The organism is Bartonella sp. OC68QHHN, assembly GCF_042193875.1.
In the GTDB taxonomy this organism is placed as follows: Bacteria; Pseudomonadota; Alphaproteobacteria; order Rhizobiales; family Rhizobiaceae; genus Bartonella; species Bartonella grahamii_A.
Map to the genome: position 1 here is coordinate 1 of NZ_JBHIME010000078.1, position 12,593 is coordinate 12,593.

A 12,593-nucleotide genomic window follows, 5' to 3' on the forward strand; every position below is an offset into this window, starting at 1 on the left:
ATCAGATGCCTTATCAATAGCGTCAGTGGCTTTTTCCACCGCTCCAGAAGCTGCTTTATCAGCTGCTTCAGGTGCTGTCTTTACAGCATCAGATGCCTTATCAACTGCATCAACTTTATCCGTATCATGTGCAGGATATTCGGAAGCCTTTCGTGCCGCACTTTGAACAAGTGAAGTAGAACAAGCTATGAAAACTGCCATATAAAAAAGTGTTTTCCAATTAATTTTACGATACATTCTTTTTTCCCCTTAAGAGCTTATTGAATAGTTGAAACAAACAATCTTCTTTTTAATGACTATTCATGTCACTCAACGTTGTCACAGCACGTCGATTTTGATTCCAACAGGAAATATCATCACATATTGCTACAGGTCTTTCTTTTCCGTAAGAAATTGTTTGAATCCGTTGTGCAGACACACCTAGAGACACTAAATAGTTTCGCACAGCAACAGCACGGCGCTGTCCAAGTGCCAAGTTATATTCACGTGTTCCCCTCTCATCAGCATGACCTTCGATCATAATAGAATAATAAGGATAATGAAGCAACCATTCTGCTTGGCGCGTTAAAATACGTTCAGCATCAGCATCAAGTGAAGAAGAATCGAGACTAAAAAACACGCGATCACCCACATTAACCGTAAATTCTTGTCCTGAGCCTGGTGACACCTGATTCAAACCAGCATCATTTATACCGTTAAGTGCACCGACATTTTTTTTGCCACACCCACCCAAGCATAGTGAGAAAAAAAAGAGGATAGCTAAGGAATGAGAGAAGTTTTTTTTGGTAGAGCGCATAGTCCGTTTCTCCTTGAGTGTCGTAAAGAAGGGTAAATTCTTAAAAAGATTTTTAAGAATAACCGTTAATTCCTAATGAAGACGAAATTTTTTCTGTTTTTTTGGGTCATCACTTTTATTTTTGAGTCTCTGCCAATTTTTCTTCTCTCCAGCTATTTCTCTAACATTTCCATAAGAAATGTTTTCCTTATACATCATGGCTTTTTATGCATCATCTTGATCTCGATGATTTTTTTTCAGCGCATTCAGCTTTGCAAAAACTTTATCAGCGTCAAAAGTCTTATGCATATTTTCTTCACTCTCATTTTCCTCTAGGGCAGCATTTTCCGTCACAGACGCGGGAAGCAATGACCTATCTTCTTCCAAAGCAACAGGGCGATTTTTCGCCGCACGCTGGAGCTCAAAATCTAAATCGATTTGTGAACACAGACCAAGTCCTACAGGATCAAGAGGAACCAAATTTGCACTATTCCAATGGGTTCTAAGGCGGATTTGCTCAATCGTTGCTTTTGTTGTCCCGATCAACCGTGCAATTTGTGCATCTTTCAACTCGGGATGGTTTGTGACCAACCATAGGATCCCATTGGGACGATCTTGGCGTCGAGAAAGAGGGATATAGCGCGCCCCTTTACGTTTTTTTTCAGGAATATGCACCCTAGATTGAGAAATTTTCAAGCGTGCGTTTTGATCAGCCTCCACCCGTGCAATTTCACTGCGCGTCAATTGCCCAGAACTAATCGGATCTAAACCTTTAATACCATAAGCCGCATCACCATCGGCAATAGCTTTTACTTCCAAAACATGCAATTTACAAAATTCTGCAATCTGATCAAAAGAAAGAGCTGTATTATCAACCAACCAAACAGCTGTTGCTTTGGGCATCAAAAGTTGCGTTGCCATTTTTATAAATCCTCTTCTGCGCCTCTTCTATGAGGCCGGTTACCGCCCACTCAAGAGCACTAGAACTTTTTATATGTTAGGTCTCTCCAACCACTCCTAAAACAAAGCGAGGCGTGGAATAAACCATTTTGCCATGAGATTACATTCTGTTATAGCGTTATTTTTGCTCAACGACAAGAGATCTCTCTTGTAATGATCCTCAACTAAGGTCTCTTTACCTTTAAGAGGAATTTTCTTATAAAGGGTTTATTCGATTATTTCACCTCATGCTGTGGCACATTTACTCTGGTGGGATGCGTGTGTTGTCGCCTTAAATTCTAAAGAGTATCCAACTGGAAAGAAAGCCCTCAAATAGGAAGGAAAACTATGGCAGGCCATTCACAATTTAAAAATATTATGCACCGTAAAGGGCGTCAAGATGCAATGCGCTCGAAAATATTTTCCAAGCTTGCACGCGAAATTACCGTAGCAGCAAAACAAGGTGCTCCTGATCCAGCCATGAATCCACGTTTAAGGCTGGCTGTTCAAAATGCCAAAGCACAATCGATGCCGAAAGATAATATTGAACGCGCGATTAAAAAAGCTTCCGGCACCGATGTCGAAAATTATGATGAAGTCCGCTATGAGGGCTATGGACCAGGCGGCGTTGCCGTCATTGTTGAAGCTTTAACCGATAACCGCAACCGCACCGCTTCAAATGTGCGCGCCGCCTTCACAAAATCAGGAGGAGCCCTAGGAGAAACAGGTTCCGTAAGTTTCATGTTTAATCGGATTGGTGAAATAATCTATAAGCCAGAAGCAGGGACAGCCGATAACATCATGGATGCAGCAATTGAAGCCGGTGCCGAAGATGTGCAATCAGAAGAAACCGGACATCATATTACCTGCGCATTTGAAGATATTGGCGAAGTTTCCAAAACACTTGAAGCAAAACTTGGTGAAGCAGAATCGATTAAAACGATTTGGAAAGCCACCACCCTTGCACCAATAGATGAAGAAAAAGCTTTGTCCGTTTTACGACTGATTTCAACATTAGAAGAAGATGATGATGTACAAAATGTTTATGCCAACTTTGATGTCAGCGATGAGATTTTGGCAAAATTGTCTGTATAATTCCCATCATTTGCATAAGCCCTCTCTTCATTCATGAGGGCTTTAAAAGCATCTGTCTCCTCTCCTCTTTATCCGCACATATAAAAGCCCCGCGTCAGTAGCGGAGACTAACCGTCGGTGCAACAAAAAAACCACAATTAATTCCAGAAAACATAACCTTAAAAAACAAAGAAAGCATAAAAAACTCTGTAGCCTCACGCCTTTCTTACATGCCCCAAAGATTATCCCTATAGCCCCTCTCTATTTGATCTTTTTGTTCTTTAAGATTAACCTCCCCACCCGCAAGTAATAAAGATAATCCAATCTGTAAACAATTCGGATTTTCTTGAACTTTTCTATGACGAATCACTCATGGAATTCACTTGAAACTTAAGGCTCAAAAGATATGCATTCCCCTAAATATTCGCCACGCACTTAAAAAACACTTAAATATATCAAAGAGGTTTATATGCCTTATATCCGCACACCTCAAATGACAGTGTTTTTACAACATCACAAAATAAAAATAAGCAAATGGAAAACCAGAGCTGATTGTTTAGCAAAGTATTGTATAAAAAGCCGGTACATCTCTCTAATCCGTTGCGGATAAATTTTTGACTTTATGGCATTAACTTTATGGCATCGTATATTTCATAAAATAACGTCATTTATCTTAAAAATCTGTCCTTTTGCTATTACCAATCAATTAATATTCAGACCTAAAACAACAGCGTACTTGAATAAAACTCATCAGAAAGAAGCAGAAAAAACACCCTTGACAAGAGTCCGGACTCTTCGCAAACCAAATCGAAGAGGAAGTCAAAAAAAAATATATAGCGACACTTTGAATAAAAAGTTGAAATCTAGAAACTTCAGAATTTCCGACTACATTTTTTCAAGGAATTGTTTTTGAATTTTTTTAAGCATTTTTCCCCAAGGAAACTCCATTATCGATAAACAACCGTAGATGATGGATGAAATCTACTTAACTCCCCATGCCCACTATAATCAATTCCTTTTTTTAAATCATTAAAGACAATTGAGATTATGTAAATTTAAGTCTGTATAGACTATATTCCTTCTATGTTCTGTTTTTAAGCATTTTGTTTTACTGTATATTGAGCAATGGCGACCATGCTGGATCTGAAGCATCATTGGGTGTAGGGAGTTGACGTTCATTGCGTCCCGTAATGTCAATCGTATAAATTTTGGGTCCCATACCGGGATTTTTGCGAAAGAACATCAGCACACGACCATTGGGTGCCCAAGTTGGTCCTTCATTATGAAAACCCGTAGTTAAAATTCGTTCTCCTTGTCCATCAGGGCGCATAACACCGATAGAAAATTGTCCGCTTAATTGTTTTGTAAAGGCGATATAATCACCCCGTGGTGACCAAATAGGTGTCGAATAACTCCCCTCGTTTGAAGAAATACGCTGAATATCACTCCCATCCGCATTCATTTTATAGATTTGCGGCTTTCCACTACGATCTGAAGAAAAGACGATTTGTTTTCCATCCGGTGAATACGAAGCAGAAGTATCGATAGCAGAAGTTGTTGTAAGTCGCGTCATCGTACGGGTTCGTAAATCCATGGTGTAAAGATTTGCACTGCCATTATTTTGTAACAAACTCATGATGACCTTTTGTCCATCAGAAGAAAAACGTGGAGCAATTGTCATGTTATTAAACGTTCCGATCAACTCTCTTTGTCCCATTTCAATTTGTTGAAGATAAACATGAGGTACTTGATTTTCCTCATAAGCCATATAAGTCATTTCTTGTCTTTTTGGGGAAAAACGCGGTGTAAGCACCAATTCACTTCCATCAGACATATAAATCAAATTTGCGCCATCTTGATCCATCATTGCTAAGCGTTTAATGCGTGCATTTTGGGGTCCTGTTTCATCGATAAAAACAATTCGTGTATCAAAATAACCACTTTCTCCTGTCATCTCACTATAGATCTCATCCGCGATCATATGTGCCACACGCCGCCAACGTTCTGTCGCAGTATAAAAACGCCGTCCTTTCAATTGTCTTTGTCCAAAAACATCCCATAAACGAAAATCAACCCTCAAACGTCCATCGATTTCTCTCATGACTTGCCCAGTAACTAAACCTTGCGCTTTTATTTTCTGCCAAGACGCAAAATGCGGTTGTTTATTAGGATTAGAAATGTTTTCAAAAAAAATTGCTTTATCAAGCGGTAAAAAAAGCCCCGACCGTTCAAGATCGGCTGTCACCACAGCAGATATTTTCAACCCAATCGAATCATTGGAAATAAAGTCTGTAATTGCAATGGGAATGGGATTAAAATCAGCGCTCGAAATAGTCCCTTTCAATTGCGCATAACCCGATGAAATATTTGAAAGCCACAACCCACAAGTGACAATAAACCAAGCAAAAACTTTATGTCTCGTTATAGTCATCATGGAATGTGTCCTTTCGTTAAGCCAATTTATTTTTTCTCATTTATCATCTTATTTCTTGGAGGGGATCAACATTAAAGTCAAAACCTTGCCCCCATAGATCATATTGATCACGTGGGAGATCTGCATAAGGTTGGCATGAAAAGACAGCGGCGTATACCTGCCTCATCATAATAGCTTGTTGACTCTCAAGACCGCTTACGGGATCAATGATAGGATCGCCCACAACCATCCCTTCACGGTCTAAGTAAAATCGCAACCGCACAACCGGACGGTTTTTTAAATCACCACCAAGCGCCACAAGTTTAAGCTTCTGTTGAATACATCCCCCCGCGATATTGACCAATGTTTGTGCCATTTTTGTGGTATAATCAATGTTTTTTCTTGCGCCCAAAGCTTCTGGTGTATGAGAACGTTTTGCTCCCCCTCCTTGTGTCCGCGCACGATTGAGCAAATTATTTTCCTCCAGTGCTAAAATATCTTCAATGGTCTGTTTCTCTTGGTTTTTCTTGTTAAGCTTTGGCATCTTTTGATTCGATACAGCCCCTTTCTTCCTTGGAAGTTCTTCGTCAAATTTTGGTTTAAACTGTGGAAAACGAAATTTTTCTGGAAGTGCAATTTTGGACGCTTGATGAACAATCTGCTCTGCTGGTACCTTCTGTACCGTTGGAGCCAATTCTTTTGGCGATATCATCTCTTCATTTTTGTGCGCAGGCTTGAGCGCAATCTTAGGCGCATCCTCCCGTGCCTCTAAAGGCATCTCAGGTGCAATCTTGGACGCATCCTCCGGTGCCTCTAAAGGCATCTCAGGTGCAATCTTGGACGCATCCTCCGGTGCCTCTAAAGGCATCTCAGGTGCAATCTTGGGCGCATCCTCCCGTGCCTCTAAAGGCATCTCAGGTGCAATCTTGGGCGCATCCTCCGGTGCCTCTAAAGGCATCTCAGGTGCAATCTTGGACGCATCCTCTGTTTTTACTTCTAATAATTCTGGTTTTGTAAGTTCTGGTGCAAATGTTTCTGACGTGTTCTCGCTTGGTGGTAGCGATGCTGTTTCAACAGGGCGCAGTTTTTCCTTTGATTGAAAAGGTGCTAGACTATCTATTTGTCCCTCTCCAATATGGCGTGCATCTTCTTTTTCTTGTGGTTGCATAGTTGGTTTAACGGCAGGGATTGCACGGATAGGAGCCTTCACAGCTCCTTGTTGAGAGGAAAACTCTTCCACTAAAGGAGCAAGAGTGATGGGAATTGCTTCCAATGATTGTGGTAAAGAGACAGAGCTTGTAAACTGAACGGCTCCCCAACTGAGGAAAATAACATGAACCAAAAGGGATAAAGCCAAGCCTCGTTTCATGCTATGATAGGAGTCTTTGTTCATTCTTTATGCCTTATTTATGCCTTACATTTTTCATTTTTAATCACTCTATGCTCTTTTAAAAACATTTTAAAAACAAACGGTTATGCGAAATTTTATTATTTATTGTGCTAGACTTGCTAACGCAACTTGAGAAAACCCCGCTTTTTGAATATCCGCCAGCAGTTTTAATACTTGCTGATATTCAACAGTTTTAGCAACCCGCACAAAAACCCGTTGATCTTTTTGTGTAGCATCTGCTTCCAGAAGAGTTTTAAGGTGTGCAATCAATTCTTGTGACGTTTCATAATAATCTTGATTAATGGCAAAGCGCCCTTGCGCGTCAAGTGAAACAGTAAGGGGCGTTTTTTGAGCTCGTACGGGCCCCGCTTGACTACGAGGCAAATCTAGAGGGACACCGTTCACTAAAAGGGGGGCAGAGACCATAAAAATAATCAACAAGACCAGCATGACATCCACAAAAGGCGTGACATTGATCTCACTCATCAGTTGGCCTCGTGAATGATAGCGCCTACGTGTATTTTTGCGAGAAGAAGAAGCAACAGAAATTCCCATGGGATAAGATCCTTTTTATAAAGAGGAAGGTGCTGTGCGTGTTTCATCAATACGCCGCGATACAATTGTTGAAAATTCATCGGCAAAATTTTCTATTTGTGCAATGATGCGCGCACTTTCATAAGTCAACTTGTTATAAGCAATAACGGCTGGAATTGCTGCAAACAAACCAATAGCGGTTGCCAAAAGCGCTTCTGCAATCCCTGGCGCGACAATGGCAAGTGATGTATTTTGAGAAGCTGAAATAGAAAGAAAAGACTCCATAATACCAATAACTGTTCCAAAAAGTCCGATAAAGGGTCCCGCGGATCCCAGTGTCGCAAGAAAACTTAATTTTGATTCTATTTTTTCACTTTCACGTCCCAGCGTCAAATCCATAGCCTTATCAATTCTGCTCTGCAAACTTTTCGATGTATGAGTCCCTTTTTCAAGAGATTTTTTCCATTCAACCATTGCCGCCATAAAAACTGCGGATATACTATTGTTGTGTTGACTTTTACATGATGCATAAAGATCTTCTAGCGCTTTGCCTGACCAAAATGTACGTTCAAACTGCTTTATTTCACGCCGTATTCTCCGATACGTAAAGATTTTATCAAAAATAATTGCCCAACTCCAGATGGAAGCAAGCAGCAACCCGGTCATAACACCTTTCACGATCCAACTCGCTTGCATAAACAAATGCAACATTCCAATTGTTTCCGGATTCGTCAGTTCTACATGCGGCATAATTTTTGTCCCTCTAAATAAAAGGTGCATTTTTTAAAATTCTATAAAATAGATTATTTTATAGTTTCTAAATTTAAGTAAAAAACTCTAGTCTCACATAAATCCATGCGCTAAAACAAGACTTGTTTTTTAAATTTCCTTAAAAAGTGATGACTAGAGTCATCCCTCAACGCACCCCCCCCTCATTTCACAACAGCATTTATGAAAAATATAACGATAAAGCCTTCCCTATAAATGCTATAAAAATAAAAGATATAAAAATGCATGATATCAAATCTATTATGCACCAGCATCTTTACGCTCATGAAAAGAAAGCTAAACCATCATACACGTTCCAGCTTAAAATGCAGCAATAAGTCTTAGCACTTGAAAAGATTCATAAGAGGCATTTTTATTCCTTTCTCAAGTGTTTTTGATTAATTCGCAGCAATAGAGCTTGAAAAGAAACGATCTTACAAGTTTCAGAATTATCTGAAAGTGACAACGCAATGAATTATCATTATAAATAAATATGGTATAATCATGAAAGATTACACTTTGCCTCAGGCTATTGTTTCTCTCATTTTCCATCGAATTTAATACGGGAACACCCTCGGGCACAAAAAAAACGACAATAAACCACTATAAAATGCCTCATAACAATGCGCCTCACCCATGCACCCCTAATTGTAAGTCCTATATAATCTAGTGTAAGTCTCATGTAATCTCATTGTGTTGTGAATTAGTCCCTTTCAATGCCTATCATCTCTCTAACACCATGGTATAACGTACAAGCTTCTGTGACGTGAAAAAAGCCTTTTCACATCTTTACTTCATGAAAACTAGCTTCTTCGTTTTCTTTGTTCACTTGTGATATTTGATCGTTATTGCATTGAGAATGATACATAAGGAACACTTTTACACTTTTTTCAATGAGTTATATTGCTCTCTTATGATGTGTAAGCAAATGATTTTTATTGTTTCAACATGAACCGATTTGAAATGAAAGTATTTTACTTTATTGGGATTTGTGCCCGTAAGAAGTAATAATTTATCTTTCTAAGTCAATCTATTATATAAAATAATATGCTTTTGAAACTTTAAATCAAGTATACATTTCTGCTTTGTATACATTGATCTCTCACTCATTCACTGCGTTTAGCAGCGCAGATAAAGTCATGCATTATAGAGGAAAATGGATAGAACACGCGCTCTTGTGATGGCAAATGACAATCCAGTAAAAAAAACAAATCAAATTGCTTAAAACACCCTTTAAGTATTTTGAGAAAACTTTCAAGCTAATGGCTTATTATCACTTTATTGCAATATTTTGCTGGGTACGTGCATTTTTATAAAAATAAACCTTAATCCATTTTTTATTTCTTTTTTTGTTTTGTACTTTTCTGCTGTTTTCTGATGCCAACGAATCTTTCTTCAAAAGAAAGAAAAATATCTTGAGCTTATAGAAGAAATGGATGATGAGACGTGTTTAATTTTGTAGGATATCATCTTCAATTTATTGTAGCAGAGGTTCTTTCTTTTGATATATCGTGTGACCTTATTGGAAAACATTTAGGCTATTATAAATGTATGGTCTTAGATTGTAGATTACTTTATATCTCCTGAAGCTGCTCGTTCAATGAATAACACTTTTAACCACGCATTTTTGCAAAAAGTTCTTTGGGTAAACGTCGCGGTTTTGCCTCCTCATTAATTAGAGCAATTTCAACTTTGGCTGTTACCAACGTAGTCGCCTCATGCAAAATAGATTGCTCCATAAAAAAGCGTGCCCCTTGGATATGAGTAACACGTGTTTTAACGACTAAAAGATTATCAATTTTAGCTGGTCTTGAAAAATTAATTTCCATATGACGAACAACAAAAAACAGTTTTTCCCCCTCAACTCCTGCTGCTAACATCTTATTATTAAAACCGGTATCCCGTAAAAACTCTGAACGTCCTCGTTCAAAAAACTCAAGATAACGCGCATGATAAACCACACCGGAAAAGTCTGTATCCGCAACATAAACACGGACCTGAAAATTATGAAAAGCATTTATATGATTGCTCTTAAAAGGAGTTATTTCTGTCATTGGCTTCATGTCTCATAAAATCATCTAATATAGCAAATTGTTTATCAATCAAAAGATTGAATACATTTTTGTGTTGAAGTTGTAAAAAGCTAAAGCTCCCCTTAATAGTGCCGGACCTTTTCGAACAGAATATGTTAAAGGAGGCACGTCTCTTATATTTTATGACCTTGCTATAAAATATTCACATAGTTTCTTTTAATAAGGAGAATGTCTTAGTCATCTTCCTTATCCCATAAAGACGTCTGAAGTAATGAATTGTCTTGAGTATCAGAAAATTGAGAACGTCTTTGTATAGACGTTGTAGAGGCAGGAGCAGAAAGCCCTAAATGGCTCCAAGCCTTTTCAGTTAGAATGCGTCCACGAGCAGTTCTTTGAATAAAACCTTGTTGGAGCAAATACGGTTCAACAATATCTTCAATGGCATCGCGTGGTTCTGATAAAGCAGCAGCAATCGTTTCAATCCCCACCGGTCCCCCTAAAAAAGTTTCCGCAATCAGGAGCAAGTAGCGACGGTCAAGCGGATCAAGCCCAAGATGATCGACCTCAAGGCGCGAAAGCGCTTCATCGGCGATTTTTTGGTCAATTTGTTTTGCCTGTTTAACCAAAGCAAAATCACAAACGCGCCGTAAAAGCCGTCCGGCAATACGAGGAGTCCCCCGTGCTCGGCGTGCAATTTCATGAGCACCATCATCACTGATCTTGACGGCAAAAAGCCGCGCATTACGCTGCACAATATATTCCAATTCTTCTATAGTATAAAAATTTAGACGAATTGGGATACCAAAACGGTCTCTCAGCGGTGTGGTCAAAAGCCCCAAACGTGTGGTTGCCGCTACCAAAGTAAATTTAGCCAGATCAATTTTCACCGAGCGTGCCGCCGGCCCCTCCCCAATGATCAAATCAAGTTGATAATCTTCCATGGCTGGATAAAGAATTTCCTCAATCGCTGGATTTAAGCGATGAATTTCATCAATAAACAAGACATCACGTTCTTCGAGATTGGTCAAGAGAGCGGCTAAATCTCCTGCTTTAGCGATGACCGGCCCTGAAGTAGAGCGAAAATTAACACCTAATTCTTTTGCCATAATCTGTGAAAGCGTTGTTTTTCCTAACCCCGGTGGTCCTACAAACAAAACGTGATCCAGCGCTTCTTGCCGCGTTTTTGCTGCCTCAATAAATATTTTTAAATTAGCCCGTGCCGCTTCTTGACCAATAAAATCATCGAGAACTTGTGGTCTTAAGGAACGATCTGGATCGTTAGGAAGGGGGGCGGGACCCAGAAGGCGTTTATCTTCATCTTTATGCATTGTTACCTTGGTTTTAAGTAGGAGAAGAAAGCAATTTGAGACTATGGCGGATCAAAAGAGCAGAAGAAACAGTTTCCCCCTCAATAGCGTTCATCGCAAGAGCAAGAGCACAAGATGCTTGCTCCCGTTCAAACCCTAGCTTCATCAACGCGGAAAGCGCATCATGCGCAGGTTGATTGGTCATCTCACGCTGAGGAACCGAAACAGTCTTGACCGCTTGTTCAAAGGGGAGAGTTTTACTTTTCAGTTCACCTACAATTCTTTCACTGACTTTTTTACCAACGCCCGGCGCTCGACTAATCATCGCAACATCGTTTAAGGCAATAGCTTGTGCGAGTTCATCTGGCGATAAAGTCCCCAAGATTGCCAAAGCAACCTTTGCCCCTACTCCAGGAACATTTTGTAGAAGACAAAACCATTCCTGTTCAGCTCTTGTAGCAAAACCAAAAAGGCGGATTGCTTCTTCACGAACATGCGTTTCAATAAAGAGGCTTAACGCCTCCCCAATAGAGGGTAAAGAAGGACGGAGCCGATTGGACACAAAAACAACATAGCCCACACCGTGAACATCAAGAAGGATATGATCATCAAAGATATGTTCAAGAGTGCCCTTTAATTTGCCAATCATATCGCCATCCTTGCCTGATAAGATCGATCAATACTCTTACGATGCATGCTATGACAAAGAGCAAGAGCAAGAGCATCAGCCGCATCACTGCTATCAAATTCAGCCCGTGGGAGGAGAACTTTTACCATCATATGGATTTGTTCTTTAGCACCATGTCCAACACCAATAACCGATTTTTTCACTTTGTTGGGCGCATATTCAAAAACAGGAAGATTTGCTTGCGCAGGAACCAGCAGTGCGATTGCACGCGCTTGCCCAAGTTTTAAAGTTGCTGTAGCATCTTTATTGACAAAGACATGTTCTACAGCGGCTTCATGGGGCATAAATTGATGCATAATCTCTGCAAGACCTTTGTGGATCTGACATAATCTGGAAGCCAGCTCACACTGTACATCAGAAGAAACCGTCCCTGCTGCAATAAACTGAAGACGATTACCTGCAACATCAATAACGCCCCACCCTGTACGCCGTAATCCGGGATCAATGCCTATAATACGAATCGTCTCTGCCATAAACTACAGTCTATACACTTTTCCCCCTTGTGAATAAAGACAAGACCACAAAGAAAACAGCAGCACAAGACAAAACCAGTCAAAAGATGGTCATGTCCCCCAATTATAACACGCAACGCACAGCATCTTTAGGAGCATACTTTATGAAGCATAACTGAAATCAATCAAAATCTTTTGTCTGCACATCACACGTGGGATT

General features: G+C 39.8%; 11 protein-coding genes and 1 pseudogene. 1 reads left to right on the top strand and 11 read right to left on the bottom strand.

What is annotated here, in order from left to right; all coding sequences use genetic code 11:
* The 3 genes and pseudogenes from ACFIJ0_RS08335 to ACFIJ0_RS08345 all read right to left on the bottom strand — a co-directional run.
* Positions 1–237 (bottom strand): annotated as a pseudogene (locus ACFIJ0_RS08335) (tol-pal system protein); the annotation flags it as partial.
* 52 nt (positions 238–289) lie between these two features.
* A complete protein-coding gene (pal, locus tag ACFIJ0_RS08340; protein WP_375623257.1) occupies positions 290–796 on the bottom strand; it encodes a peptidoglycan-associated lipoprotein Pal in 507 nt (168 codons plus the stop codon).
* Between the two features lie 204 nt (positions 797–1,000).
* Positions 1,001–1,696 (bottom strand): DUF1013 domain-containing protein, encoded by a 696-nt coding sequence (locus ACFIJ0_RS08345; RefSeq protein WP_375643927.1) that lies wholly within the window; start codon positions 1,694–1,696, stop codon positions 1,001–1,003.
* Positions 1,697–2,062: 366 nt separating this feature from the next.
* On the opposite strand from ACFIJ0_RS08345, the gene ACFIJ0_RS08350 reads away from it, so the two are divergent.
* Complete coding sequence (locus tag ACFIJ0_RS08350) at positions 2,063–2,809, top strand: YebC/PmpR family DNA-binding transcriptional regulator (RefSeq protein WP_005774608.1); 747 nt, start codon at positions 2,063–2,065, stop codon at positions 2,807–2,809.
* Positions 2,810–3,896: 1,087 nt separating this feature from the next.
* Here the strand turns inward: ACFIJ0_RS08350 and tolB are convergent.
* From tolB to ruvC, 8 genes are all read right to left on the bottom strand, one after another.
* Entirely contained in the window at positions 3,897–5,222 is a 1,326-nt protein-coding gene (tolB, locus tag ACFIJ0_RS08355) for a Tol-Pal system beta propeller repeat protein TolB (protein WP_375623261.1), read from the bottom strand.
* A 43-nt stretch (positions 5,223–5,265) separates the two neighbouring features.
* A complete protein-coding gene (locus tag ACFIJ0_RS08360) occupies positions 5,266–6,594 on the bottom strand; it encodes a cell envelope biogenesis protein TolA (protein WP_375643926.1) in 1,329 nt (442 codons plus the stop codon).
* A 99-nt stretch (positions 6,595–6,693) separates the two neighbouring features.
* Positions 6,694–7,146, bottom strand: coding sequence for a protein TolR (gene tolR / locus ACFIJ0_RS08365; protein WP_375643925.1), 453 nt, complete (start codon positions 7,144–7,146; stop codon positions 6,694–6,696).
* Between the two features lie 15 nt (positions 7,147–7,161).
* Entirely contained in the window at positions 7,162–7,875 is a 714-nt protein-coding gene (gene tolQ / locus ACFIJ0_RS08370; protein ID WP_375643924.1) for a protein TolQ, read from the bottom strand.
* A 1,631-nt stretch (positions 7,876–9,506) separates the two neighbouring features.
* Complete coding sequence (gene ybgC / locus ACFIJ0_RS08375) at positions 9,507–9,947, bottom strand: tol-pal system-associated acyl-CoA thioesterase (RefSeq protein WP_375623268.1); 441 nt, start codon at positions 9,945–9,947, stop codon at positions 9,507–9,509.
* 212 nt (positions 9,948–10,159) lie between these two features.
* Positions 10,160–11,254, bottom strand: coding sequence for a Holliday junction branch migration DNA helicase RuvB (ruvB, locus tag ACFIJ0_RS08380; protein ID WP_375623270.1), 1,095 nt, complete (start codon positions 11,252–11,254; stop codon positions 10,160–10,162).
* A 13-nt stretch (positions 11,255–11,267) separates the two neighbouring features.
* The gene (gene ruvA, locus ACFIJ0_RS08385) at positions 11,268–11,882 is read right to left on the bottom strand and encodes a Holliday junction branch migration protein RuvA (protein ID WP_375623272.1); all 615 of its coding nucleotides are present in this window, start codon (positions 11,880–11,882) and stop codon (positions 11,268–11,270) included.
* Entirely contained in the window at positions 11,879–12,394 is a 516-nt protein-coding gene (ruvC, locus tag ACFIJ0_RS08390; protein WP_375623274.1) for a crossover junction endodeoxyribonuclease RuvC, read from the bottom strand. Before ruvC ends, ruvA begins: the two co-directional genes overlap by 4 nt.
* Positions 12,395–12,593: the final 199 nt, after the last annotated feature.